General features: G+C 60.3%; 26 protein-coding genes. 23 read left to right on the top strand and 3 right to left on the bottom strand.

Annotation, left to right across the window (positions count from 1 at the left end):
- Positions 1–113: 113 nt before the first annotated feature.
- The 4 genes from AC3IUF_RS21930 (at position 114) to AC3IUF_RS21915 (ending at position 3,272) form a co-directional block, all read left to right on the top strand.
- Positions 114–773, top strand: a complete 660-nt coding sequence (locus AC3IUF_RS21930; RefSeq protein WP_095112871.1) for a transglutaminase-like domain-containing protein — start codon at positions 114–116, stop codon at positions 771–773.
- A 43-nt stretch (positions 774–816) separates the two neighbouring features.
- Positions 817–1,440 (top strand): glutathione S-transferase family protein, encoded by a 624-nt coding sequence (locus AC3IUF_RS21925; RefSeq protein WP_489279294.1) that lies wholly within the window; start codon positions 817–819, stop codon positions 1,438–1,440.
- Positions 1,441–1,563: 123 nt separating this feature from the next.
- Positions 1,564–2,496: an ABC transporter ATP-binding protein gene (locus AC3IUF_RS21920; protein ID WP_007949873.1), complete on the top strand. Its 933-nt coding sequence runs from the start codon at positions 1,564–1,566 to the stop codon at positions 2,494–2,496.
- Positions 2,493–3,272, top strand: coding sequence for an ABC transporter permease (locus AC3IUF_RS21915; protein ID WP_007908200.1), 780 nt, complete (start codon positions 2,493–2,495; stop codon positions 3,270–3,272). Before AC3IUF_RS21920 ends, AC3IUF_RS21915 begins: the two co-directional genes overlap by 4 nt.
- 135 nt (positions 3,273–3,407) lie before the next feature.
- Here the strand turns inward: AC3IUF_RS21915 and AC3IUF_RS21910 are convergent, their stop codons facing one another.
- Positions 3,408–3,926, bottom strand: a complete 519-nt coding sequence (locus AC3IUF_RS21910) for a DUF2062 domain-containing protein (RefSeq protein ID WP_007908202.1) — start codon at positions 3,924–3,926, stop codon at positions 3,408–3,410.
- Between the two features lie 136 nt (positions 3,927–4,062).
- On the opposite strand from AC3IUF_RS21910, the gene AC3IUF_RS21905 reads away from it, so the two are divergent.
- From AC3IUF_RS21905 to AC3IUF_RS21850, 12 genes are all read left to right on the top strand, one after another.
- The gene (locus AC3IUF_RS21905; protein ID WP_489279292.1) at positions 4,063–6,297 is read left to right on the top strand and encodes a DNA internalization-related competence protein ComEC/Rec2; all 2,235 of its coding nucleotides are present in this window, start codon (positions 4,063–4,065) and stop codon (positions 6,295–6,297) included.
- A 101-nt stretch (positions 6,298–6,398) separates the two neighbouring features.
- Positions 6,399–7,034 (top strand): MotA/TolQ/ExbB proton channel family protein, encoded by a 636-nt coding sequence (locus tag AC3IUF_RS21900; RefSeq protein ID WP_007908216.1) that lies wholly within the window; start codon positions 6,399–6,401, stop codon positions 7,032–7,034.
- Positions 7,031–7,459 (top strand): ExbD/TolR family protein, encoded by a 429-nt coding sequence (locus AC3IUF_RS21895; RefSeq protein WP_007908223.1) that lies wholly within the window; start codon positions 7,031–7,033, stop codon positions 7,457–7,459. Before AC3IUF_RS21900 ends, AC3IUF_RS21895 begins: the two co-directional genes overlap by 4 nt.
- Positions 7,459–8,469, top strand: coding sequence for a tetraacyldisaccharide 4'-kinase (gene lpxK, locus AC3IUF_RS21890; RefSeq protein ID WP_007908225.1), 1,011 nt, complete (start codon positions 7,459–7,461; stop codon positions 8,467–8,469). Before AC3IUF_RS21895 ends, lpxK begins: the two co-directional genes overlap by 1 nt.
- A gap of 21 nt (positions 8,470–8,490) precedes the next feature.
- Positions 8,491–8,676 (top strand): Trm112 family protein, encoded by a 186-nt coding sequence (locus AC3IUF_RS21885; protein ID WP_003174668.1) that lies wholly within the window; start codon positions 8,491–8,493, stop codon positions 8,674–8,676.
- Positions 8,673–9,437 carry a 3-deoxy-manno-octulosonate cytidylyltransferase gene (gene kdsB, locus AC3IUF_RS21880; RefSeq protein ID WP_007908227.1) on the top strand — a complete coding sequence of 255 codons (765 nt, stop codon included), beginning with the start codon at positions 8,673–8,675 and terminating at the stop codon, positions 9,435–9,437. The genes AC3IUF_RS21885 and kdsB overlap by 4 nt, the downstream gene beginning before the upstream one ends.
- Entirely contained in the window at positions 9,437–9,901 is a 465-nt protein-coding gene (locus AC3IUF_RS21875; protein WP_102900035.1) for a low molecular weight protein-tyrosine-phosphatase, read from the top strand. Before kdsB ends, AC3IUF_RS21875 begins: the two co-directional genes overlap by 1 nt.
- Positions 9,898–10,917, top strand: coding sequence for a UDP-N-acetylmuramate dehydrogenase (gene murB, locus AC3IUF_RS21870; protein WP_414916876.1), 1,020 nt, complete (start codon positions 9,898–9,900; stop codon positions 10,915–10,917). The genes AC3IUF_RS21875 and murB overlap by 4 nt, the downstream gene beginning before the upstream one ends.
- A gap of 248 nt (positions 10,918–11,165) precedes the next feature.
- Positions 11,166–11,636: a (2Fe-2S)-binding protein gene (locus AC3IUF_RS21865; RefSeq protein ID WP_095048621.1), complete on the top strand. Its 471-nt coding sequence runs from the start codon at positions 11,166–11,168 to the stop codon at positions 11,634–11,636.
- Positions 11,633–13,954, top strand: coding sequence for a xanthine dehydrogenase family protein molybdopterin-binding subunit (locus tag AC3IUF_RS21860; RefSeq protein WP_414894757.1), 2,322 nt, complete (start codon positions 11,633–11,635; stop codon positions 13,952–13,954). Before AC3IUF_RS21865 ends, AC3IUF_RS21860 begins: the two co-directional genes overlap by 4 nt.
- A complete protein-coding gene (locus AC3IUF_RS21855) occupies positions 13,954–14,934 on the top strand; it encodes an XdhC family protein (RefSeq protein ID WP_007908235.1) in 981 nt (326 codons plus the stop codon). The genes AC3IUF_RS21860 and AC3IUF_RS21855 overlap by 1 nt, the downstream gene beginning before the upstream one ends.
- On the top strand, positions 14,931–15,527 hold the full coding sequence (locus tag AC3IUF_RS21850; protein ID WP_463543516.1) for a nucleotidyltransferase family protein: 597 nt from the start codon (positions 14,931–14,933) through the stop codon (positions 15,525–15,527). Before AC3IUF_RS21855 ends, AC3IUF_RS21850 begins: the two co-directional genes overlap by 4 nt.
- A gap of 295 nt (positions 15,528–15,822) precedes the next feature.
- Here AC3IUF_RS21850 and rne read toward each other — a convergent pair whose 3' ends face one another.
- On the bottom strand, positions 15,823–19,026 hold the full coding sequence (gene rne, locus AC3IUF_RS21845) for a ribonuclease E (protein ID WP_489279288.1): 3,204 nt from the start codon (positions 19,024–19,026) through the stop codon (positions 15,823–15,825).
- 699 nt (positions 19,027–19,725) lie between these two features.
- Here rne and rluC point away from each other — a divergent pair.
- From rluC to sppA, 3 genes are read left to right on the top strand one after another with little or no spacing between them, the layout of a single operon-like run.
- Positions 19,726–20,685, top strand: coding sequence for a 23S rRNA pseudouridine(955/2504/2580) synthase RluC (gene rluC, locus AC3IUF_RS21840; protein ID WP_034155359.1), 960 nt, complete (start codon positions 19,726–19,728; stop codon positions 20,683–20,685).
- Positions 20,672–21,334 carry an HAD-IA family hydrolase gene (locus AC3IUF_RS21835; RefSeq protein WP_007908241.1) on the top strand — a complete coding sequence of 221 codons (663 nt, stop codon included), beginning with the start codon at positions 20,672–20,674 and terminating at the stop codon, positions 21,332–21,334. The genes rluC and AC3IUF_RS21835 overlap by 14 nt, the downstream gene beginning before the upstream one ends.
- A 24-nt stretch (positions 21,335–21,358) precedes the next feature.
- Positions 21,359–22,348, top strand: coding sequence for a signal peptide peptidase SppA (gene sppA, locus AC3IUF_RS21830; RefSeq protein WP_007908243.1), 990 nt, complete (start codon positions 21,359–21,361; stop codon positions 22,346–22,348).
- A gap of 48 nt (positions 22,349–22,396) precedes the next feature.
- On the opposite strand, the gene AC3IUF_RS21825 is transcribed toward sppA, so the two are convergent.
- A complete protein-coding gene (locus AC3IUF_RS21825; protein ID WP_007908245.1) occupies positions 22,397–22,975 on the bottom strand; it encodes a Maf family protein in 579 nt (192 codons plus the stop codon).
- Positions 22,976–23,080: 105 nt separating this feature from the next.
- Here AC3IUF_RS21825 and AC3IUF_RS21820 point away from each other — a divergent pair, with 105 nt between their 5' ends.
- From AC3IUF_RS21820 to fabD, 4 genes are all read left to right on the top strand, one after another.
- Positions 23,081–23,608 carry a YceD family protein gene (locus tag AC3IUF_RS21820; RefSeq protein WP_007908248.1) on the top strand — a complete coding sequence of 176 codons (528 nt, stop codon included), beginning with the start codon at positions 23,081–23,083 and terminating at the stop codon, positions 23,606–23,608.
- Positions 23,609–23,621: 13 nt separating this feature from the next.
- Positions 23,622–23,804: a 50S ribosomal protein L32 gene (rpmF, locus tag AC3IUF_RS21815; RefSeq protein ID WP_003179396.1), complete on the top strand. Its 183-nt coding sequence runs from the start codon at positions 23,622–23,624 to the stop codon at positions 23,802–23,804.
- Between the two features lie 4 nt (positions 23,805–23,808).
- Entirely contained in the window at positions 23,809–24,819 is a 1,011-nt protein-coding gene (gene plsX, locus AC3IUF_RS21810; RefSeq protein ID WP_081498723.1) for a phosphate acyltransferase PlsX, read from the top strand.
- A gap of 123 nt (positions 24,820–24,942) precedes the next feature.
- A complete protein-coding gene (gene fabD / locus AC3IUF_RS21805) occupies positions 24,943–25,881 on the top strand; it encodes an ACP S-malonyltransferase (protein ID WP_095112883.1) in 939 nt (312 codons plus the stop codon).
- Positions 25,882–25,894 lie beyond the last annotated feature (13 nt).

Below are 25,894 nucleotides of genomic sequence, written 5' to 3'. Positions count from 1 at the left end.
TGTGGGAAATCGTTCGCTGATCCCGCGTCTTTGCGTGCAAGTTTGGCCGAAACGTCGTTATCTCTGTGCTGAAGGTATCGCTAGACTCGGGGCTCACCCAGGAGATTGTCGTCATGCACGAGTATCTGAGTCCCGGCCGCTTCATCGATAGTGACCACCCGGCGGTGGTGGAGTTCGCCGAACTGCATCGGGGCATCAGTCGCGATCCGCTCGAGCAGTCGATCAGTCTTTATTACGCCGTGCGTGAGGCGGTGCGCTACAACCCCTACACCTTCAGCCGCGATCCGCAGACCTTGTGCGGCAGTTATGCGCTGGCGACGGGGGAGAGTTATTGCGTACCGAAAGCCACGCTGCTGGCGGGCTGCGCGCGGCATTGCGGGATCCCGGCGCGCATCGGTCTGGCCGATGTGAAAAATCACCTGTCGACCCCGCGTCTGCTCGAGTTGCTGAAAAGCGATATGTTCGCCATGCACGGCTATACCGAGTTCTTTCTCAATGATCGCTGGATCAAGGCAACACCGGCGTTCAACCAGAAGCTCTGCGAGTTGTTCAATGTCGCGCCGCTGGAGTTCGACGGCATCAACGACAGCGTTTTCCATCCGTTCAACCGTGACGGTGCGCAGTTGATGGAGTATCTGGTCGACCACGGGCAATTTTCCGATGTGCCGGAAACGTTCTTCTTCGAGCATCTGCAAAAGTGTTATCCGCATCTGTTCACTGATCAGCAGCCGCAACTGCTCGGTGATATGCAGAGTGATTTGAGCCGTACCTGATCCGGCGTATGCTGCCTGCCCACTCATTTGAAAAGAGGCGGTCATGCTGAAGATCTGGGGACGGAAAAACTCATCGAATGTCAGGAAGCCATTGTGGGCCGCCGAGGAGCTCGGCCTGGCCTACGAAGCGATTGATGCCGGCGGCGCATTCGGCGTGGTCGACACACCCGAGTATCGGGCGATGAACCCGAACGGGCGGGTGCCGGTGATCGAGGACGACGGTTTTGTGTTGTGGGAGTCCAACGCCATCGTCCGCTATCTGCTGGCCAGACATGCGCCCGACAGCCATTGGTATTCGGCAGATCCGCAGGCGCGCGCCGTCGCTGACAAGTGGATGGACTGGACCACTTCGAGTTTTGCCGGTCCTTTCCGCACGGTGTTCTGGGGTGTGTTGCGCACGCCGGCGGACAAGCAGGACTGGACGGCAATCAACGCCGCGATCAAGGAATGCAACGAGTTGCTGAGCATGGCCGACAGTGCCTTGGCCAGTCAGCCGTATCTTTCCGGCAATGACATCGGCATGGGCGATATCCCGTTGGGCAGTTTCATTTATGCCTGGTTCGAGATGCCCATCGAACGCGCCCCGCAACCCCATCTGCAAGCCTGGTACGAGCGCCTGAAGCAGCGTTCGGCCTACCAGAAAGCGGTTATGACCGCGTTGACTTAATACCTACTATCGACACACTTGACTGTACTTGTACGGCGGCGGCAAGCACCATTGCGCACTTGCGCTGCGGTTCGATCCTTCGCCGCCGTCTCCTTTTTCCCTTCAATGGTGCGTAAATCAGATATGAGTTCCGCTCTGTCCATCCGGCAGCTAACCAAAACCTACGGCAACGGGTTCCAGGCCTTGAGTGGTATCGATCTGGACGTCGCCGAAGGTGACTTTTTCGCCTTGCTCGGCCCCAACGGTGCCGGCAAATCCACGACCATCGGCATTCTCTCGACCTTGGTCAACAAGACCAGCGGCACGGTGAATATCTTCGGTCATGACCTGGACAAAAATCCTGCGCAGCTCAAGCGCTCGATCGGCGTCGTGCCCCAGGAATTCAACTTCAACCAGTTTGAAAAGACCTTCGACATCGTCGTGACCCAGGCCGGTTACTACGGCATTCCGGCGAAGATCGCCAAGGAACGCGCCGAGCAGTATTTGACCCAACTGGGCTTGTGGGACAAGCGCGATGTGCCGTCGCGTTCGCTGTCGGGCGGTATGAAGCGGCGCTTGATGATTGCCCGCGCACTGGTGCATGAACCGCGTCTGCTGATCCTTGATGAACCGACCGCAGGCGTCGATATCGAGCTGCGCCGTTCGATGTGGACGTTCCTCACCGAACTGAACCAGAAAGGCATCACCATCATCCTCACCACGCACTATCTGGAGGAGGCCGAGCAGTTGTGCCGCAACATCGGCATCATCGACCACGGCACCATCGTCGAGAACACTAGCATGAAACAATTGCTGGGCCAGTTGCACGTGGAAACCTTCCTGCTGGACCTGAAAAACGACTTGAACGCTGCGCCGCAATTGCTCGGCTACCCCGCCCGATTGCTCGACAGCCATACCCTTGAAGTCCAGGTCGACAAGTCCATGGGCATCACGGCGTTGTTCACCCAGTTGGCGCAACAAAACATCGAAGTGCTGAGCCTGCGCAACAAAACCAATCGCCTCGAGGAGCTGTTCGTGTCCCTGGTCGAGAAAAATCTGTCGAAGGTGGCGGTATGAGTTCCGAATTCCGTCCCAACCTCGTCGCCCTGCAGACCATTGTTTACCGCGAGGTCAAACGCTTCACGCGGATCTGGCCGCAAACGCTGCTGCCGCCGGCGATCACCATGGTTCTGTACTTCGTGATTTTCGGCAATCTGATCGGTCGCCAGATCGGTGACATGGGCGGCTTCACTTACATGGAGTACATCGTGCCGGGGCTGATCATGATGTCGGTGATCACCAACTCTTACGGCAACGTGGTCTCGAGTTTCTTCGGCAGCAAGTTCCAGCGTTCCATCGAGGAACTGATGGTGTCGCCGGTATCGCCGCACACGATTCTGATCGGCTTCACCATTGGCGGCGTGTTGCGTGGCTTGATGGTGGGTGTGATCGTGACGATTCTGTCGCTGTTCTTCACCCATTTGCAGGTGCATCACCTCGGCGTGACCATCCTCGTGGTGGTACTGACGGCGACGATCTTCTCGCTGCTGGGCTTCATCAACGCAGTGTTTGCGCGCAACTTCGATGATATTTCGATCATCCCGACCTTTGTGCTGACGCCGCTGACGTACCTGGGTGGGGTGTTCTACTCGATCACGCTGCTGCCGCCGTTCTGGCAGACCGTGTCGCTGGCCAACCCGGTGCTGCACATGGTCAACGCTTTCCGTTACGGCATTCTGGGTGTGTCGGATATCCGCATCGGCATCGCGATCACCTTTATGCTGGTGGCGACGGTGGTGTTGTATCTCGGTTGTGCGCGGTTGCTGGTGAGTGGGCGCGGGATGCGTACCTGACTCCAGACCGAGTCGTGGCCATCGCGAGCAGGCTCACTCCTACAGGGGAACGAATTCCAATGTAGGAGTGAGCCTGCTCGCGAATGCAGACGCCACAAACCAGAACGGCCTCCCACTGCGGAGGCCGTTTTGCATTCAGCGCATGCGGCTTTTCTTGCGCCGCGCCCATTGCCGCGCGACCCACCAGCGCCAATACATCATCACCAGACAGTAGGCGAGGGCGCCAAGCACCAGCCCTACCACCACCGAACCGAGCAGAAACGGCTGCCACAGCGTCGACAACTCGCCGCTGATCCATTCCCAGGTCAGCTCATCCGGCAGATGCCGGGCGGGCACGTCCATCAAAAACGCCCCGGCCTGATAAGTGCAGAAAAACACGGCCGGCATGGTGATCGGATTGGTCAGCCACACCAGACTGACCGCAATCGGCATATTCCCTCGCACCATGACGGCGAGGGCAGCCGCCACCAGCATCTGCGCCGGAATCGGCAGGAATGCGGCGAACAGGCCGACGGCCATCGCTCGGGCGACCGAGTGGCGATTGAGGTGCCAGAGGTTCGGGTCATGCAGCAACTTGCCGAGAAAGCGTAAGGATTTGTGTTCCCTGATGCTCGTCGGGTCGGGCATGTAACGTTTGAATAAGCGCCGGGGCATAAGGCTTCTCGGTCGGTTAAGGCGGCAAGTATGTCTGGATTCTACGAAGCGCCCATTCAGACTTTGTGACAATTGTTGACGACGCTTGTGCCCGACACCCGCTATGCCTAAAAGCGGGACTCTCAAGGACGGGCTTATGCGCACAGGGATGATGGCGCTCGCAGCCGGTCTGCTGGCCCCGGTTTTTATGCCGGCACTACCGCCGGTCTGGTTGATGCTGCTGTTGCCGGTCGTGGCTTTGATGCTGCTGCCGTTTCGCAGCTACCCCTTGGCGTTTTTGCTGTTTGGCTTCACGTGGGCCAGCGTCGGTGCGCAGTGGGCGCTGAATGATCGCTTGCCGATCGGGCTGGATGGCGAAACCCGGTGGGTTGAAGGGCGGGTCGTCGGTTTGCCGCAGAACAGCGACGGCGTGGTGCGCTTCGAATTGGCCGATGCACACTCACGGCATGAAAAACTGCCGGCGCTGATGCGACTCGCCTGGTACGCCGGCCCGCCGGTCAACAGTGGCGAGCGTTGGCGATTAGCGGTCAAGCTCAAGCGTCCGGGTGGATTGCTCAATCCGCACGCTTTCGATTACGAAGCATGGCTGCTGGCGCAACGCATCGGCGCCACCGGCACGATCAAGGACGGCCAACGCCTGAGCGAAGCACGCTGGGCCTGGCGCGACAGTATTCGTCAGCGTTTGCTTGAGGTAGACGCACAGGGACGGGGCGGGGCACTGGCGGCGCTGGTGCTGGGCGATGGCTCGGGACTCAGTCGCGAGGACTGGCAGATTCTGCAGGACACCGGCACCGTGCACTTGCTGGTGATTTCCGGTCAGCACATTGGCTTGCTGGCGGCAGTGATGTACATGCTGGTCAGCGGATTGGCCCGTTTTGGCCTGTGGCCGCTGCGCTGGCCCTGGTTGCCGTGGGCCTGTGGTCTGGCATTTGCGGCGGCGCTCGGTTATGGCCTGCTCGCAGGATTCGACGTGCCGGTACAGCGCGCCTGTGTGATGGTCGGTCTGGTGCTGTTGTGGCGCCTGCGTTTTCGTCATCTTGGTGCATGGTGGCCGTTGTTGCTGGCGTTCAATGCGGTGCTTTTGCTCGATCCCCTGGCCAGTCTGCGCCCCGGTTTCTGGCTGTCCTTTACCGCTGTTGCCGTGTTGATCTTCACCTTTGGCGGTCGGCTGGGCGCGTGGCGTTGGTGGCAAACCTGGACGCGGGCGCAGTGGTTGATTGCCATCGGTCTGTGTCCGGTGTTGCTGGCACTGAATCTGCCGATCAGTCTTAGCGGACCACTGGCGAACCTGTTGGCAGTGCCTTGGGTCAGCCTGGTTGTATTGCCGCCAGCACTGCTCGGCACGTTAATGTTGCCGGTGCCGTATGTCGGTGAAGGTCTTTTGTGGCTGGCCGGCGGTTTGATCGATGCGCTGTTTCGTACTTTGGCCGTGATCGCCGGGCAGTGGCCGGCATGGACAGCCGCCGCTGTGCCGGGTTGGGTCTGGTTGCTCGGCAGCCTCGGTGCCGTGTTGTTGCTGTTGCCGCGCGGCGTGCCGATGCGTGCACTGGGCTGGCCATTGCTATTGCTGCTGGTCGTGCCACCACGCGAACGGCTGGATGAAGGATTGGCCGATATCTGGCAGCTCGATGTCGGCCAAGGCCTGGCCATCTTGATTCGTACTCGTCATCACGCGTTGCTCTATGACGCTGGGCCACGCTTTGGCGATTTCGATCTCGGCGAACGGGTGGTACTGCCCGCGTTGCGCAAGCTCAGTGTAGAGAAACTTGACCGGATGCTGCTTAGCCATGCGGACGCCGATCACGCGGGTGGCGCTCTGGCGATCATGCGCGGTTTGACCGTCGCTCATGTGCTCAGCGGCGATCCGGCGGCACTGCCCGCGCAATTGGGCGCCGAAGCCTGCGAAAGCGGCCAGCAATGGCAATGGGACGGCGTGCGTTTTCAGCTCTGGCAGTGGGCGGAGGCTCACGACAGCAATCAGCGTTCCTGCGTAATGCAGATCGAGGCCAATGGCGAGCGCTTGCTGCTGACCGGCGACATCGACAGCCATGCCGAGCGCTTGCTGCTCGACAGTCCGCTGGCCGTGCCGACGCAATGGCTGCAATCGCCGCACCATGGCAGCCGCAGTTCATCGTCCATGGCGCTGCTCAAAGTCTTGCAGCCTGAGTCCGTGCTGATCTCGCGAGGCCATGGCAACTCTTTCGGCCATCCGCACCCGACCGTGCTGGCGCGTTATCGAAAATTGAATCTGCACATTTACGACAGCGCCGAGCAGGGCGCCATTCATCTGCAACTGGGTACCTTCAAGGCGCCACGCACAATGCGTCAGCAACGGCGTTTCTGGCGTGATCCGCCCGCACTGGCCCGTTGATCGGGGCGTGGGCGAATGGGGCATCACGGTCGTCGGGGCGGCGGGTCTTAATCGTGAATCGGTATGGTAAAGTGGCGCACTTTTTCGAGGGGACTGTCACTGTGTGGGAATTGGTCAAATCCGGCGGCTGGATGATGTTGCCGATCATTCTGAGCTCCATCGCGGCCATGGCGATCGTCGCCGAACGCCTGTGGACCCTGCGCGCCAGTCGCGTCACCCCCGAGCATCTGCTGGGCCAGGTCTGGGTGTGGATCAAGGACAAGCAGCTCAATAAAGAAAAGCTCAAGGAATTGCGCGCCAATTCGCCGCTGGGAGAAATCCTCGCCGCCGGTCTGGCCAACTCCAAGCATGGTCGCGAGATCATGAAAGAGTGCATTGAAGAAGCCGCCGCCCGCGTTATTCACGAGCTCGAACGCTACGTCAATGCGCTGGGCACGATTGCCGCCATGTCGCCGCTGCTGGGCCTGCTGGGCACGGTGTTGGGCATGATCGACATTTTCAGTGCCTTCACCGGTTCAGGTATGACCACCAATGCCTCGGTATTGGCCGGCGGTATCTCGAAAGCGCTGATCACCACGGCGGCGGGCTTGATGGTCGGTATTCCGGCAGTGTTCTTCCACCGGTTCCTGCAGCGCCGCATCGATGAACTGGTCGTCGGTATGGAGCAGGAAGCGATCAAACTGGTTGAAGTGGTGCAAGGCGACCGTGACGTCGATCTGGCCGAGGGCCGCGCGTGAAATTCCGTCGCAAGCCTCGGGAAACCATCGACATCAACCTCGCATCGCTGATCGATGTGGTGTTTATCCTGCTGCTGTTTTTCGTCGTGACCACCACGTTTACCCGTGAAACCCAGTTGCGCGTCGACCTGCCGGAAGCGGTCAGCGGCTCACCGGCCGAAGACCAGCAGCTCAAGCAGATTGATGTGGCTATCAGCGCTGAGGGCGTGTTTTCGGTGAACAACAAGATTTTGCCGAAAAATGATCTGGCGACCCTGATGGAAGCCATGCAGAAAGAGTCCAACGGCGACACCAACATGCCGTTGTCGATCAGTGCCGATGGCAAGACTCAGCATCAATCAGTGATCACCGCCATGGACGCGGCCGGCAAGCTCGGTTTCAGCCATCTGCGCATGACCACGGTCGAGGCGGCGCCGAAATCCTGATGAGTCTGTCCGATCGTTTGCTAGCCGCGTGGTATCAGGGGCACCCGGCCCTGACGTTGCTGCGGCCGTTGGAGTTGTTGTACCGCCGCGTGGTAGTCAAAAAACGCCAGCGCTTTCTCGACGGTGAGGGCGAGATCTATCAGCCACCGGTGCCGTTAATCGTCGTCGGCAACATCACCGTGGGTGGCACCGGCAAGACACCGATGATTCTCTGGCTGATCGAGCACTGTCGGCGCAGCGGCTTGCGCGTCGGCGTGGTCAGCCGTGGTTACGGTGCCAAACCGCCGCAGCTGCCGTGGCGGGTTGAGGCCGATCAAGCCGCCGACATTGCCGGAGACGAACCGCTGCTGATCGTCCAGCGCACCGGCGTACCGTTGATGATTGACCCCAATCGCAGCGCCGCCGTCAAAGCCTTGCTCGCCAGCGAACCGCTGGATCTGATCCTGTCGGATGACGGCATGCAGCATTACCGTCTGGCGCGAGATCTGGAACTGGTGCTCATCGATGCCGCCCGTGGTCTGGGCAACAAGCGTTGTCTGCCGGCCGGACCGTTGCGGGAGCCGATCGAGCGCCTGCAAAGCGTCGACGGCGTGCTGTTCAATGGTGCCACTGAAGACCGAGATGACGGTTTTGCTTTCCGTCTGCAACCCACCGCGCTGGTCAATCTGCGCAGTGGCGAGCGCAAGTCGCTCGATCATTTCCCGTCCGGCCAGGCCGTGCACGCGGTCGCCGGGATTGGCAATCCGCAACGTTTCTTCAATACCCTCGAAGCGCTAGACTGGCGCGCAGTGCCCCACGCGTTTGCCGATCACGCCGAATACAGCGTGCAGGCCTTGAATTTCACACCGTCATTGCCGTTGGTGATGACCGAAAAGGACGCGGTGAAGTGCCGTGCCTTCGCTACAGCCGACTGGTGGTATCTGGCGGTCGATGCCGTGCCGTCGCCGGCCTTCGTGGCCTGGTTTGACACGCAGCTGATGCGCCTGTTGCCCGATCGGCTTTTGCCTTAACTCTTTACTCAGGGAATGTTCATGGACACCAAATTGCTCGATATCCTCGCGTGCCCGATCTGCAAAGGCCCGCTCAAGCTCAGCGCCGACAAGACCGAGTTGATCAGCAAGGGCGCCGGTCTGGCATACCCGATCCGCGACGGCATCCCGGTGATGCTCGAAAGCGAAGCCCGTACCCTGACCACCGACGAGCGTCTGGATAAATGACCACTGCCTTCACCGTTGTCATCCCGTCACGTTTCGCCTCGACCCGTCTGCCGGGCAAACCGCTGCTGGACATCGCCGGCAAGCCGATGATCCAGCACGTCTGGGAACAGGCGAGCAAAAGCAGCGCCAGCCGCGTGGTGGTTGCGACTGACGATGCGCGCATCGTCGAGGCCTGCAAGGCCTTTGGCGCCGAAGTGGTGCTGACCCGTGAAGACCATAATTCCGGCACCGACCGTCTGGCCGAAGTCGCGGCGAAACTGGGCCTCGAGCCTGACGCGATCGTGGTCAACGTGCAGGGTGACGAGCCGCTCATTCCACCGAGCGTGATCGATCAGGTCGCCGCCAACCTCGCCGCCCACACCGAAGCGCGCATGGCCACGCTGGCCGAGCCGATCGAGGACGTGGAAACCCTGTTCAATCCGAACGTGGTCAAGGTCGTCAGTGACATCAACGGTCTGGCGCTGACCTTCAGCCGCGCGACCCTGCCGTGGGCACGCGACGCGTTCGCCAAGAGCCGCGAGCAATTGCCGGAAGGCGTGCCATATCGTCGCCATATCGGCATTTATGCCTACCGCGCCGGTTTCCTTCAGGATTTCGTCAACTGGGGGCCGTGCTGGCTGGAAAACACTGAATCCCTCGAGCAACTGCGTGCCCTGTGGCACGGCGTGCGCATTCATGTTGCTGACGCGTTGATCGCGCCACCGACTGGCGTCGACACCGTCGAAGACCTTGAGCGCGTTCGTCGCCTGCTGGAGGCCTGATGCGCGTTCTGTTTGTGTGCCTGGGCAATATTTGCCGTTCGCCCACCGCTGAAGGCGTGTTGCGCCACAAACTGCGTGAAGCGGGGCTGGCGGATCAGGTTGAAGTGGCCTCCGCCGGCACCGGTGACTGGCACGTCGGCAATCCGCCAGACAAACGCAGCCAGGCCGCCGCCAAAGTGCGCGGTTATGACTTGTCGGCGCAACGCGCGCAGCAGGTCAGCCGTGCTGACTTCGCCAGTTACGATCTGATTCTGGCCATGGATAACAGCAACCTGCGCAACCTCAAAGCCTTGCAACCATCCACCGGCAAGGCTGAACTGGATCTGTTCCTGCGCCGTTATGCCGGGCTGGTCGATGAAGTGCCGGATCCGTATTACGACGGTGATCAGGGTTTCGAGCAGGTATTGGATCTGATCGAAGCGGCCTGTGACCAACTGCTGATCGAAGTGAAGGGCCGGTTATGAGTTTGCAGGTGCAACCGCAGGTTTCCCTGAAACCGTTCAACAGTTTTGGCGTGGATGTTCGCGCGCAACTGTTCGCCGAGGCCCATAGCGACGCCGATGTCCGTGAGGCGTTGGCTTATGCGAAAACACATGACGTCCCAATGCTGGTGATCGGCGGTGGCAGCAACTTGCTGCTGACCGCGGATATCCCGGCGCTGGTTTTGCGCATGGCGACGCGGGGGATCCGCGTGGTCAGTGATGACGGCAATCGTGTGGTGATCGAAGCTGAAGCCGGCGAGCCTTGGCATCCCTTTGTGCAATACACGCTGGCGCAGGGTTTTTCCGGACTGGAAAACCTCAGCCTGATTCCCGGCACCGTCGGCGCTGCGCCAATGCAGAACATCGGTGCCTACGGTGTCGAGATCAAGGATGTGTTTGCCGGATTGACCGCGCTGGATCGCCAGACCGGCGAGTTGCGCGACTTCAGCCTCGAAGAGTGCAACTTTGCCTACCGCGACAGCCTGTTCAAGCAGCAGCCTGGGCGTTGGTTGATTCTGCGCGTGCGCTTCAAACTGGATCGCGTCGCGCATCTGCATCTGGAATACGGCCCGGTGCGTCAGCGCCTGACCGAGCAGGGTATCGAGCAGCCGACGCCAAGTGACGTCAGTCGCGCCATCTGCAGCATCCGCAGTGAAAAACTGCCGGACCCGGCGGTGCTTGGCAATGCCGGCAGCTTCTTCAAGAATCCGCTGGTGTCGGCGGCCGTCGTCGCGCAAATCAAAACGCAGCACCCGGACGTGGTGGCTTACGCGCAACCGGATGGGCAGATGAAACTGGCGGCGGGTTGGCTGATCGAGCGTGCCGGCTGGAAAGGTTTCCGTGAGGCCGATGCCGGCGTGCATAAATTGCAGGCGCTGGTGCTGGTCAACTACGGCGCGGCAACCGGTTTGCAACTGCTCGATCTGGCGCAACGCATCCAGAAAGACATTGCCGAACGTTTCGATGTCGAGCTGGAGATGGAGCCTAACCGCTATTGAGGCTACGCTTTCAAAAGCGCCACCCAAAGCCCTGCACTGATAAAAAGTGCAGGGCTTTTTTGTTAACGCTGGGTTAACTTAGCGAGCTAACGATAACCGTCATTTGCTCCACCAAAGGCCCGGTGCAGACGTTCCCGTCGGCACGAGAGAGCCTGATTAGCCTGAGTCGATCTGCGTGAACCACACCGCTGATTTTCCGGCGGCAGATTGCTCGACCCCATAACCACTAAAAATATGCGGGCGTGCCCATGATTACCCTGAAACTCAACGGTCAAGACCATCCCCTCGATGTCACCGAAGACATGCCGCTGTTGTGGGCGATTCGTGATGTCGCCGGTTACAACGGCACCAAATTCGGCTGCGGCATGGGCCTGTGTGGCGCGTGCACCATTCATATCGATGGCTTGCCCGCGCGCAGTTGCATCACGCCGATCGGCTCGGTGGTCGGACAGAACGTCACCACCATCGATAACCTGCACGCCGACCCGGTGGGTCAGGTCGTCCAGCAAGCCTGGCTCGACACCGCTGTAGCCCAATGCGGTTTCTGTCAGGGCGGGCAAATCATGTCGGCCACCGCGTTGCTCAAGACCAACCCGAACCCGAGCGACGAGCAGATCGAAGAAGCCATGGTCGGCAATATTTGTCGCTGCGGCACCTACAACCGAATCAAAACCGCTATTCGTCAGGCCTCCACTCACTTGAAGGAGGCCAAGGCATGAGCCGTCTTCCGAATGATTTCGCCCTGAGCAATCTCAGTCGTCGCGGTTTTCTCAAAGGCGTCGGCGCCACCGGTGCGCTGGTGCTGGCGGCGAGTTGGGGCTGGCAGGATGCGTTGGCCGAGGACAAACCGAAACAGTTCGGCGCCGATGGCATGCCTAACGGCTGGATCGATGATCCGAAGGTCTACGTCAGCATCGCCGCTGACGGCACCGTCACCGTGGTCTGCAACCGTTCGGAAATGGGCCAGGGCGTGCGCACCAGTCTGACCATGGTCGTTGCCGACGAGTTGGAAGCCGACTGGGCGCACGTCAAAGTGCAACAGGCGCCGGGCGATGAAGTGCGTTTCGGTAACCAGGACACTGACGGTTCGCGCAGCATGCGTCATTGGTACGAGCCGATGCGTCGTTGTGGCGCGGCGGCGCGGACCATGCTCGAGCAAGCTGCCGCTGCGCAGTGGAAAGTGCCGGTCGGCGAATGCCACGCGCAGTTGCATAAAGTCATCCATAAACCGTCCGGCCGTGAACTGGGCTATGGCGAACTCGCCGCTGCCGCCAGTGCGTTGCCAGTGCCGGCGCGTGACAGTCTGCGCCTCAAGCAACCGTCGGAATTTCGCTACATCGGCAAGGAAGGCAGCAAAGCCATCGACGGTGACGACATCGTCAACGGTCGTGCCGTGTACGGCGCCGATGTGCATTTCGATGGCATGTTGTACGCGACCATCGCCCGTCCGGCGGTGTACGGCGGCAAGGTCAAATCGCTGGATGACAGCGCCGCGCTGAAAGTCCCTGGCGTACTCAAAGTGCTGCAGATCGAAAGTCGCCCGTTGCCTTCGGAATTCCAACCGTTGGGCGGTGTGGCCGTGGTGGCCAGCAATACCTGGGCAGCGATCAAGGGCCGCGAGGCGCTGAAAATCGAATGGGACGATGGGCCGAACGCCAGTTATGACTCGATCGCCTATCGCAAGGAACTGGAAGCTGCGTCGCTGAAGCCTGGCAAAGTGGTGCGCAACACCGGCGATATCGACAAGGCCCTGAGCGGCGCCGCGAGTACGCTCGAAGCTTCGTATTACCTGCCGCACTTGGCGCAGGCACCGATGGAGCCCATGGTCGCCATCGCCCGTTACAAGGATGGCGTTTGCGAAGCGTGGGCGCCGAGTCAGGCGCCACAAGTCACCCGCGAACGCATCGCCGAGCGTCTTGGGCTGCCGTTCGACAACGTCACGTTCAATGTCACGCTGCTTGGCGGCGGTTTCGGCCGCAAGTCGAAACCGGACTTCGTCGTTGAAGCAGCGATTCTCGCCAAAGAGTTTCCCGGTAAAGCCGTGCGGGTGCAGTGGACGCGTGAAGATGACATCCACAACTCGTATTTCCACACTGTGTCTGCTGAGTACCTCAAGGCGGGCGTGGGCAAGGACGGTATGCCGTCCGGTTGGCTGCATCGCACCGTGGCACCGAGCATCACTGCGTTGTTCGCGCCGGGCATGAACCATGAAGCGGCATTCGAACTGGGCATGGGCTTCACCAACATGGCCTACGCGATTCCCAATGTGCGTCTGGAAAACCCCGAAGCCACCGTGCACACGCGAGTCGGCTGGTATCGCTCGGTGTCGAACATTCCCCATGGTTTCGCGATCCAGAGTTTCGTCGATGAGCTGGCGCACAAGGCCGGCGAAGATCCGCTCAAATACCAGATCAAACTGCTCGGCCCGGATCGCCAGATCGACCCGCGCACCTTGAGCGAAGAGTGGAACTACGGCGAATCGCCCGAGCGTTATCCAATCGATACCGGGCGCATGCGCACCGTGCTGGAAACCGCCGCGAAAGCAGCCGGTTGGGGACGCAAACTGCCGAAGGGCCGTGGTCTGGGTCTGGCGGTGCATTACAGCTTCGTCACCTATGTGGCGGCGGTGATTGAGGTTGAAGTAAAAGACGACGGTACGCTGATCGTGCACAAGGCTGATATTGCCGTGGACTGCGGGCCGCAGATCAACCCCGAGCGCATTCGTTCGCAGTTCGAAGGCGCTTGCGTGATGGGCTTGGGCAACGCGGTGCTGGGCGAAATCAGTTTCAAGGACGGCAAGGTGCAGCAGGACAACTTCCACATGTACGAAGTGGCGCGCATGTCGCTGGCGCCGAAGGAAGTCGCCGTGCATCTGGTGACACCGCCGGGCGACGTGCCGTTGGGCGGCGTTGGCGAACCGGGCGTGCCACCGATTGCGCCGGCACTGTGCAACGCGATCTTCGCCGCCACCGGCAAGCGCATCCGCAATCTGCCGGTGCGTTATCAGTTGCAGGGCTGGCAGAAGGCAGAGGCGTAATGGACAGCGTCGACCTCAATGTCCTGCGCAGCGTCCTCGAATGGCGCCGCGCCGGGCAGCGGGTGGTGCTGTTCAGCGTGGTGCAGACCTGGGGCACTGCGCCCCGGGCGCCCGGCGCCATGCTCGCCTTGCGCGAGGATGGCGTGGTGATTGGTTCGGTGTCGGGCGGCTGCGTCGAGGATGACTTGATCGCCCGCCTGCACGATGGACGGATCGCCACCGATGGGCCGCCGGTGCAGTTGATTACTTATGGCGTCACGCGTGAAGAGGCGGCGCGCTTTGGCTTGCCTTGCGGCGGCACGTTGCGCCTGACCGAAGAGCGCGTCGGCGACCCTGCCTGGGTTGCCGAATTGCTGGCCCGTTGTGAGGCTCACGAGATCGTTGCTCGCGAACTGAACATCGAAACCGGCGAAGTGCTTCTGTCACCGGCGAGCAAAAGCGATGCGCTGGAATTCGATGGCAAAACCCTGCGCGCCATTTACGGTCCGCGCTGGCGTCTGCTGTTGATCGGCGCCGGCCAGTTGTCCCGCTACGTCGCGGACATGGCTCGACTGCTGGATTTCGAGGTATTGATCTGCGATCCGCGCACCGAGTTTGTCTACGGTTGGGAGGAGCATCACGGGCGTTTCGTCCCGGGCATGCCAGATGACGCGGTGCTGAGCATCCAGACCGATGAGCGCACGGCGATTGTCGCGCTGACTCACGATCCGCGTCTGGATGACATGGCATTGCTGACGGCGCTGGATTCGCCAGCCTTCTATGTTGGCGCGCTCGGCTCGCGGGTCAACAGTCAGAAACGTCGGGAGAATCTCGCTCAGCTAGGCTTGTCGGTAAAGGCGATCAATCGACTGCACGGGCCGATCGGCTTGCACATCGGCAGTCATTCGCCGGCGGAAATTGCCTTGTCGTTGTTGGCGGAAATCGTCGCAATCAAGAACGGCGTCGAACTGAAGCAGAAAAAAAACCTGGAGGGCACATGAGTCGATCCATTGCAGTGATTGTGCTGGCGGCGGGCGAGGGCAGTCGCTTTCGCCAGGTGGCGGGTGCCGACAAGGACAAGTTACTGGCGGACTGCACCGGGCGGGATGGTGCGGTGCGTTCGGTGATCGAGCAGGTGCTGGTGAATCTGCCGGCCAGTCTGGACAAGCGCGTGCTGGTGACGACCGAGGCACGGCCGCAGGTGATGCGCATGGCGCAGGCTTATGGTTGTGACGTGGTCTCGATCGAATCGACCGGGATGGGGGACAGTATTGCCGCTGGCATTGCCGCGTGCCCGGATGCTGATGGCTGGTTGATTGTGCTGGGGGATATGCCGTTTATCTTGCCGTCGAGTATTGAGCGTGTGGTTGCGGCGATTGCTGACGATGCGGTGAGTGTGCCGGTGCAGGATGGCGAGTTTGGTCACCCTGTGGGGTTTGGGCGTTCGTTTGGCGCGGGGTTGCAGGCGTTGAGCGGTGATCGTGGGGCCAGGCCGTTGTTCACGCAGGGCAGGGTGGTGGAGATTGCTGTCGATGATCCAGGCGTTCTGTGGGATATCGATGTGCCTGAGGCTTTGGTTTTTGCCTCGTCTTGAGATCTGTGTGAATTCCTTAGAGGCCCTCACCCTAACCCTCCCGAAACGTCGGACCGCCCAGAGGGAGAGGGGACTGACCGACGTGTTCTTTCGAGGTGCACCGACCCAAACTTCGAGTCGAGCACCGGCCTTGAAGTACACGGAGATCGGCTCCCTTTCCCCCTCGCCCCCTGGGGGCGGTCCGACGTTCGGGAGGGCTGGGGTGAGGGGGAAATCTAGAATCCACCACAAAAAATCGATGCATAAAAAAGCCCCGCCTGAATAATCAGGCGGGGCTTTTTAACGGCTTTGGGAATTACACGAGAGGTTTAGGCTCGTGCTCTTTTTCCTCGGCCTCTTGGTGTTGCTCGACCGCGTCCTGAACGGAGCGTGGTGCTTCAGCGATCACCGCTTCAACTACCGCTTCTTCAGCGACCGGGGCAGGAACTGCCTCGACCACGGCAGCGACTGGAGCAGCTGCGGCAGCCAGTTCGGCTTCCTTCTGCAGACGCTCTTCTTCACGCTTGCGACGACGCACTTCACGTGGATCGTTCGGCGCGCGGCCGCTTGGCGTCAGGGCGCTGACCGGAGCCGGTGCTTCAACCACCGGGGCTGGCGCTTCGGCAACCACTGGCGCTTCGACAACGGGCGCTGGTTCAGCAACGACCACTGGCTCGGCAACCTTGGTTTCTTCAACTACTGGCGCTTCGAACACTGGCGCTTCAACAACCGGTGCTTCAACCACAGGCGCAGGCGTTTCAGCGGTTGCTGGTTCGGCAACCCAGTTGAAAGCGGTCTGCTCTTCGCGAACTTCACGCACGGTTTCAGTCACGGTTTCAGCGACGGTTTCAACCACCGGCTCGGCAACCACGGCTGGAGCTGGCTCTACCTGAGGCAAGGTTTCCTGAACCGGTGCCACTTCGACTTCCGGAGCAGCAACCACTTCTACCGGAGTGGTCGCTTCGACTACCGGCGCTTCCACTGGAGCGGTTTCCTGAACAGCAGCGGTGGCGCGTTCGGCTTGCTCGTGAGCTTGTGCTTCAGCCGGGGCGCTGATCACGGTGCTGGCAACAGCGGCGGTCACCGCCAGGCCAGCAGCCAGATCGGCAGTGCTTGGGCCTTCGCCGTTTTCGCCGGCTTCGGATTCTTCCGAACCTTCGATCACGTTGCCGTTGGCGTCACGCTGACGCTCACGACGGTTGCTGCGACGACGCTGACCGCGCGAACGACGACGTGGACGATCGCCTTCGGCGTTCTCCGAACCGTCTTCCGGCAGTTGCTCTTCGTTGCTGTTCACTTCTTCTTCAGCGACGGCAGCAGCGGCCTGTTCGGCGCGTGGCTGACGCTCTTCACGCGGCGGACGCGGTGCGCGCTCTTCACGTGGCTGACGGGCCGGGCGCTCTTCAGCGGTAACAACTGCGGTGTCTGCAGTCACTGGAGCGGCGTCCAGTGGCTCGCGCAGTTCACGTACACGCTCTTCGCGCTCGCCACGTGGCTTGCGGTCTTCGCGCGGTGCACGTGGCGCACGTTCTTCACGCGGAGCACGTGGTGCGCGCTCTTCGCGGGCAACTGGTGCTTCGGTGCGGGCTTCACGAGGCTCGCGGACTTCACGGGCTTCGCGTGGCGCACGCTCTTCGCGCGGTTCACGTGGGGCGCGTTCTTCACGCGGTTTGCGCTCTTCATCGCGGCGACCATTACGGTTGCGGCTCTGCTGACGACCGTTGCGACGTTCTTCGTTACGGGCCGGGCGCTCGGTGGCTGGTTTTTCAACCACAACCGGAGCGGCAGGCTCTTCTTTGGTGGCGAACAGGCTGACCAGCGATTTCACCAGGCCTTTGAACAGGCTTGGCTCTGGCGCGGCAACTGGCGCCGGTGCCGGAGCAACAGGCGCGGCGGCTTCGGTCGGAACCGGAGCGTTGGCGCGGGCCGGAGCAGTCTTGACCGCAGCTTCCTGGCGAACCAGGGTGCGGGTCGCAGCGGCTGGCTGAACTTCTTCGACTTCAGCAGCGGCAGCAGCGATTTCGTAGCTGGACTGGTTGGTCGCGGCTTCCGGGCTGTCGTCACGCAGACGCTGAACTTCGAAGTGCGGCGTTTCCAGGTGATCGTTCGGCAGGATGACGATACGAGCGCGGGTGCGCAGTTCGATCTTGGTGATCGAGTTGCGTTTTTCGTTGAGCAGGAACGCGGCGACGGGGATCGGCACCTGAGCGCGCACTTCGGCAGTGCGGTCTTTCAGAGCTTCTTCTTCGATCAGGCGCAGGATCGCCAGCGACAGCGATTCAACGTCACGGATGATGCCGGTGCCGTTGCAACGCGGGCAGACGATGCCGCTGCTTTCGCCCAGGGATGGACGCAGGCGCTGACGGGACATTTCCAGCAGGCCGAAGCGCGAGATGCGGCCGATCTGCACGCGAGCGCGGTCGGCTTCCAGGCATTCGCGGACTTTCTCTTCCACGGCGCGCTGGTTCTTGGCAGGGGTCATGTCGATGAAGTCGATGACGATCAGGCCGCCGATGTCACGCAGGCGCAACTGACGGGCGATTTCTTCGGCGGCTTCAAGGTTGGTCTGCAGAGCGGTTTCTTCGATGTCGCTGCCTTTGGTGGCGCGCGCCGAGTTGATGTCGATGGACACCAGAGCTTCGGTCGGATCGATAACGATGGAGCCGCCGGAAGGCAGTTCAACGACGCGCTGGAAAGCGGTCTCGATCTGGCTTTCGATCTGGAAACGGTTGAACAGCGGCACGCTGTCTTCGTACAGCTTGATCTTGCTGGCGTACTGCGGCATCACCTGGCGGATGAAGGTCAGGGCTTCGTCCTGGGCTTCAACGCTGTCGATCAGCACTTCGCCGATGTCCTGGCGCAGGTAATCGCGGATGGCGCGGATGATCACGTTGCTTTCCTGGTAGATCAGGAAAGGCGCGGAGCGATCCAGCGAGGCTTCTTTGATGGCGGTCCACAGTTGCAGCAGGTAATCGAGGTCCCACTGCATTTCTTCGCTGCTGCGGCCCAGGCCGGCAGTGCGCACGATCAGACCCATGTCGGCTGGCGCAACCAGACCGTTCAGCGCTTCACGCAGTTCGTTGCGCTCTTCGCCTTCGATGCGACGGGAGATGCCGCCGGCACGCGGGTTGTTCGGCATCAGCACGAGGTAACGACCGGCCAGGCTGATGAAGGTGGTCAGGGCTGCGCCCTTGTTGCCACGTTCTTCTTTTTCGACCTGAACGATGACTTCCTGGCCTTCGCTCAGGACGTCCTTGATGTTGACGCGGCCTTCAGGGGCTTTCTTGAAGTACTCGCGGGAGATTTCTTTGAGGGGCAGGAAGCCGTGGCGCTCGGAGCCGAAATCGACAAAGGCAGCCTCAAGGCTTGGTTCGATGCGAGTGATGCGGCCTTTATAGATGTTGGCCTTCTTCTGCTCGCGTGCACCGGATTCGATGTCCAGGTCGTAGAGGCGTTGGCCATCTACCAGTGCAACACGCAACTCTTCGGGTTGAGTTGCGTTAATCAGCATTCTTTTCATGTAGTACCGTCGGTTTCCGGGCTGCCGGAAACGGCGTTCGGCACACACGACTTCTCACGGTCGGTGTCAGGTGCGTCGGGAGTGGTTGGCCATTCCCGTGTCCAGCGATATGCGGCCAATTGGGCCGATATAGCGACGTACGCGTCCTGCTTGCTGTGGCTACTTAAGCACTCAGTCAGGAGGAGGAATCAACCAGCGGCTGTGGACGAGATGAAGCGTCTTGATAAAGCCTATTGCTACACAGTCCGGCGGTTGTGCATCTCCACCCTACACGTATCCCTGATAATTCGGGTGCTGCCGCGCGCAGAATCCGCAGCGGGTTGGCATTTACCGTGAGCTCCGATAGGGGAGGTCACGCATCATGGCTAATTCAGGCGTTGTTTCCGAAGCATTCGCTCGGGGTCATCTGCAGCTGACTGCACTTTGTGAACTGGCCTTGAATGTGTGCCTGCCAGGCGAGTAAAAACTCTGCTCGGCGGTGTAATTCAGGCCTCATGTCACCTGCGCTTGTTACAACTGCAAACTCCACCGTTACGTAGCGAAAGCCCCGTAGGACGGCCTCGCGTCCTGGTGAATTGCGTTGGTCAGGGCCGGTTTTTGACCGTGGTTCCTCTGTCCAGGCCGCTTTTGGCGGCGTTCGCGACTATAGCAGCAATGATTAAGTGCTTCAATTCCATAAAAATTGTTATCATCCGCGGCATGACAACTACTGCCCCTTCGACTCCAGGCGTTCAATTGCTTGAAGTCTCGCCGGAGTATGCCGGCCAACGAATCGACAACTTTCTCCTCGCCCGGCTCAAAGGCGTGCCCAAGACCTTGATTTACCGCATTTTGCGTAAAGGCGAAGTGCGCGTGAACAAAGGTCGGATCAAGCCCGAATACAAGCTGCAGGCCGGTGATATCGTGCGCGTGCCGCCCGTTCGCGTGCCTGAGCGTGACGAACCGGTGCCACTTGCACAGGGTTTGCTGCAGCGCCTGGAAGCCTCGATTGTCTTCGAAGACAAAGCCCTGATCGTGATCAACAAGCCCGCCGGCATTGCGGTTCACGGTGGCAGCGGCCTGAACTTCGGCGTGATCGAAGCCTTTCGTCAGTTGCGCCCCGATGCCAAGGAATTGGAACTGGTTCACCGTCTCGACCGTGACACCTCCGGCCTACTGATGATCGCGAAAAAGCGCAGCATGTTGCGTCACTTGCATGAGCAGTTGCGCGGCGATGGCGTCGACAAGCGGTACATGGCGCTGGTACGCGGCAACTGGGCGACTTCGATCAAGAAAGTCAGTGCGCCATTGCTCAAGAGCAATCTGCGTTCCGGCGAGCGCATGGTCGAAGTCAATGACGAGGGCAAAGAAGCCCTGACCATGTTCAAGGTGCTGCGCCGTTTCGGTGATTTCGCCACCATGGTCGAGGCTAAACCGGTTACCGGTCGTACTCACCAGATTCGCGTGCACACCTTGCATGCCGGCCATTGCATTGCTGGCGACAGCAAGTACGGCGATGAGGATTTCACCAAGGAAATCCGCGATCTGGGCGGCAAGCGCCTGTTCCTGCACGCCTACATGCTGACCGTGCCGCTGCCCGATGGCGGCAAGCTGACCTTGCAGGCGCCGGTCGATGAAATGTGGGCCAAGACCGTGGAGCGATTGAGTGCGCCCATCTGATTACAAACTGCTGATTTTCGATTGGGACGGCACGCTGGCCGACTCCATTCACCGGATTGTCGAGGCGATGCACTCGGCGTCCGGGCGCTCCGGTTTCGAGTTGCGCGATGACTTTGCCGTCAAAGGCATCATCGGTCTGGGTTTGCCCGAGGCGATTCGCACGCTGTATCCCGAGATCAGCGATGCCGAAATGACCTTGTTTCGCGAGTATTACGCCGATCACTACATCGCCGCGGAAGCCGTGCCTTCGCCGTTGTTCGAAGGCGTTGTCGAGTCGATGGCGTCCTTTCGCGAGCAGGGTTATCACCTGGCCGTCGCCACCGGCAAGAATCGTCGCGGGCTGGATCGGGTGCTCAAGGCCAATGGCTGGGAAGATTATTTCGATATCACCCGTGCTGCCGATGAAACTGCGAGCAAGCCGCATCCTCTGATGCTGGAGCAGATCCTTGCTCACTGCGGTGTGCGTGCGGAGCAGGCGCTGATGGTCGGCGATTCGTCCTTCGATCTGCTGATGGCGCGTAACGCAGGGATGGACTCGGTGGCGGTCAGTTATGGCGCGCAATCGATCGAATCGCTGCAGCAGTTCGAGCCGCGTCTGTCGATCGACCGTTTTTGTGAATTGCATGCCTGGCTGGAACAGCAGGCTTAATACGTTTTTGCTGGGGTGGATGGCATGACCGACGAATGGAAAGCACCGGCCAAGGCAAGTGCCGACGGCGGTGACGAGAAAAGCTGGAAGCTGTTGGAAAAGACCCTGCTGGCCGGTGTGCAGGAACAGCGTCGTTCGCGGCGTTGGGGGATTTTCTTCAAGCTGCTGACGTTTGTTTATCTGTTTGTGGCGCTGATTCTGTTCACGCCACTGATGGACATGGAAAAAAGCGCCACGCGCGGGTCGAACTACACCGCGCTGATCGACGTCACTGGCATGATTGCCGATAAAGAGCCGGCCAGCGCCGACAACATCGTCGGCAGTCTGCGGGCGGCGTTCGAGGACAAGAAGGTCAAGGGCGTGATCCTGCGGATCAACAGTCCTGGCGGCAGTCCGGTGCAGTCGGGTTATGTGTATGACGAGATCAAGCGTCTGCGCGGTCTGCACCCGGAGATCAAGGTGTATGCGGTGATTTCCGATCTGGGTGCGTCCGGTGCTTATTACATCGCCAGTGCGGCGGACCAGATCTACGCCGACAAGGCGAGTCTGGTTGGCTCCATTGGTGTGACGGCGGCGGGTTACGGCTTTGTCGGCACCATGGAGAAACTTGGCGTTGAGCGTCGCACGTACACCTCGGGCGAGCACAAGTCGTTCCTTGACCCGTTCCAGCCGCAGAAGCCTGAAGAAACGGCGTTCTGGCAAGGCGTGTTGGATACCACGCACAAGCAGTTCATCAACAGCGTCAAGCAGGGTCGTGGCGATCGTCTGAAAGACAAAGAACATCCGGAGCTGTTTTCCGGGTTGGTCTGGTCGGGCGAGCAGGCGCTGCCACTGGGTTTGATTGACGGTCTGGGCAATGCCAGCTCGGTGGCGCGGGATGTGATTGGTGAGAAGGAGTTGGTGGACTTCACTGTTCAGGAGTCGCCGTTCGATCGCTTCTCGAAGAAGCTCGGTGCCAGTGTGGCTGAGCAGTTGGCGATGTGGATGGGTTTCCACGGGCCTTCGTTGCGTTAACAAATCACTGCATGAAAAAACCGGCCTTGATGGCCGGTTTTTTGTGGGTCAGGGAATCTGCACGCCTTCATCCAAAAGCATGTCGATCAGGCGAATCAGCGGCAAGCCGATCAGACTGGTGGCATCCGGGCCTGCTGTGGACTGGAACAGGCTCACGCCGAGGCCTTCAGCCTTGAAACTGCCCGCGCAGTCGTAGGGCTGCTCGATGCGCAGATAGCGCTCAACGCGCGCCTGATCGAGTTGGCGCATATGGACAGTGAATGGCACACAATCGACCTGGCACTCGCCCGTCTGGCTATTGAGCAAGGCCAGGCCGGTCAGAAATGTCACGCTGGCGCCGCTGGCGGCCATTAGTTGTTCGCGGGCTTTCTCGAACGTGTGCGGCTTGCCGATAATCTGCTCGCCAAGCACGGCAACCTGGTCTGAGCCAATAATCAGGTGAGCGGGGTGGCTGTCGGCCAGTGCCCGGGCTTTTTGTTCGGCGAGGCGCTTGACCAGTTCGATGGCTGACTCGCCCGGGCGATGGCTTTCATCGATATCCGGCGAGCTGCAGACGAACGGCAGGTGCAGGCGGGCGAGCAATTCACGACGATAAGTCGAGCTTGAAGCGAGTAATAAAGGCAGCATTCGCGTCTCCTGAGGCAGGTGCGAATTCTAGCGGAGGCACGCAAGTGACGGACAGGGCACAATTTCCTTTGACATGGGTGGGTGCATCCCTATAATGCTGCGCCTATGTTGAATGACCCGATTCCACCTCACGTTGACCCGCGCAAATTGGCTGATCGTGGCACCACCCTTCAAGGTGAAATGCTGCTGGCCGATTTGGAGAGACTCTGCGACCCGCTTTCCGACAATGTCGGTACGGTGCAGGCGAAATTCGTTTTTGAACGAGATGAACGTAAATCTGTGGTAATCCACAGCTTTATCGACACCGAGGTCAAAATGGTTTGCCAGCGTTGTCTTGAGCTGGTCACCCTGCCGATCCACAGCGAATGCAGTTATGCTGTGGTGAAAGAGGGTGCGAATACCCAGTCGTTGCCGAAAGGTTATGACGTGCTGGAACTGGGCGAAGATCCATTGGATCTGCAGTCACTGATCGAGGAGGAGCTTCTGCTCGCCTTGCCCATTGTGCCTGCTCATCATCCGGAAGAATGCCAGCAGCCGGCGGGTCTCGATGAGCCCGAACCGAGCGAGGACGAGTCAACGCGGTCCAACCCGTTCAGTGTATTGGCGCAGTTAAAGCGTGACCCAAACGTTTAGGAGTTAATCAATTATGGCTGTTCAGCAGAACAAAAAATCCCGCTCTGCCCGTGACATGCGCCGTTCGCACGACGCTCTCGAGGCTAGCACTCTGTCTGTAGAAAAAACCACTGGTGAAGTTCACCTGCGTCACCACGTATCGCCAGAAGGCGTATACCGTGGCCGTAAAGTGATCGACAAGGGCGCTGACGAGTAATCACTTGTCCGCTCAAGTCATCGCGATTGACGCAATGGGCGGGGACTTCGGTCCCCGCAGCATTGTTCAGGCCAGCCTTGCTTGCCTGTCTGCTACGCCCTCGCTGCACCTGACCCTCGTCGGTCAACCCTCCCTTCTTGAAGAATTGATCAACGGCCAATCGGCTGCCGATCGCGCGCGCCTGACGATTGTTGCGGCCAGCGAAGTCATCACCATGGACGAAAAACCGACCCAGGCCTTGCGCGGCAAGCCGGATTCGTCGATGCGTGTTGCTCTCGAACTGGTGCGTGACGGCAAGGCTCAAGCGTGTGTCAGTGCCGGTAATACCGGTGCGTTGATGGCGCTGTCGCGGTTCGTTCTGAAAACGTTACCGGGTATTGACCGTCCGGCCATGGTTGCCGCGATTCCGACGCAGAAGGGTTTTTGCCAGTTGCTCGATCTGGGCGCCAATGTCGATTGCAGTGCCGAGCATTTGCTGCAGTTTGCGGTGATGGGCTCGGTGGCGGCGCAGACGCTGGGCATCCATCGCCCGCGTGTCGCGCTGCTGAACATCGGCACCGAAGACATCAAGGGCAATCAGCAGGTCAAACTGGCTGCGACACTGCTGCAAGCTGCTCGCGGTATCAACTACATCGGTTTTATCGAAGGCGACGGGTTGTATCGCGGAGAGGCTGACGTGGTGGTTTGCGATGGTTTTGTCGGCAATATCCTGCTGAAGTCCAGCGAAGGCCTGGCGACGATGATTGCTGCACGTATTGAAGCGTTGTTCAAAAAGAATCTGGCTTCCCGTGCGGTAGGGGCTTTGGCGTTGCCACTGATGAAGCGCTTGCAGGCGGATCTGGCGCCGGCGCGACATAACGGCGCAAGCTTTCTCGGTTTGCAGGGTATCGTCGTGAAAAGTCACGGTTCGGCCGGGGTCCAGGGCTTTCAGAGCGCGATTCAGCGCGCGCTGATCGAGATTCAGGAGAATCTTCCCGAACGCCTCCACGGTCGTCTGGAGGATTTGTTGTCTTAGGCGTTTTCGTCGGACAATGCTTAAATGTGACCGCCCGGTTCAAAGGGCCATCCAACTGTCAGTTTCTTGCGTCCCCCAGCGGGGCGTCATTTTCCGACGACAAGATCATTAGGGGCTTGTTACATGTCTGCTTCCCTCGCATTCGTCTTTCCAGGACAGGGTTCGCAGTCCCTCGGCATGTTGGCCGAGCTGGGCGCGGAATATCCGTTGATCCTCGAAACGTTCAAAGAAGCTTCTGAGGCTCTGGGCTATGACCTGTGGGCACTGACCCAACAGGGCCCGGAAGAGCTGCTCAATCAAACCGATAAAACCCAACCGGCCATTCTGACCGCTTCGATCGCCCTGTGGCGTCTGTGGCTGTCTGAAGGCGGAGCGCGTCCGGCATTTGTTGCCGGTCACAGCCTGGGTGAATACAGCGCGCTGGTCGCTGCCGGCAGCCTGACACTGGCTGACGCGGTCAAGCTCGTTGAGCGTCGCGGTCAGTTGATGCAGGAAGCGGTTCCGGCCGGGCAGGGCGGCATGGCTGCCATTCTTGGTCTGGAAGATGCCGACGTGCTGGCAGCCTGCGCAGAAGCTGCGCAAGGCGAAGTCGTCAGCGCCGTCAACTTCAATTCGCCAGGCCAGGTGGTAATCGCCGGGGCCAAGGCTGCTGTCGAGCGCGCCATCGAAGGCTGCAAGGCGCGTGGTGCCAAGCGCGCCATGCCGTTGCCAGTGAGCGTGCCTTCGCACTGTGAACTGATGCGTCCGGCTGCCGAGCGCTTTGCTGAATCCATCGCCGCCATCGACTGGCAGGCGCCGCAGATCCCGGTCGTACAGAACGTCAGCGCGCAAGTGCCGGCCGATCTGGAAACCCTCAAGCGCGATCTGCTCGAACAACTCTATAAGCCAGTACGCTGGGTCGAGTCGGTACAGACTCTGGCCGCCAAGGGCGCGACCAATCTGGTCGAATGCGGCCCGGGCAAAGTGCTGGCCGGTCTGAACAAACGTTGCGCCGAAGGCGTCGCGACTTCCAACCTCAATACCCCAGACGCTTTCGCTGCCGCCCGTGCAGCGCAAGCCTGAATCAGGAGAAACT

The organism is Pseudomonas sp. KH_040 (genome assembly GCF_057839305.1).
Note: the sequence above shows the minus strand (reverse complement) of the source record. Positions and strands in the feature narration are given on the sequence as shown.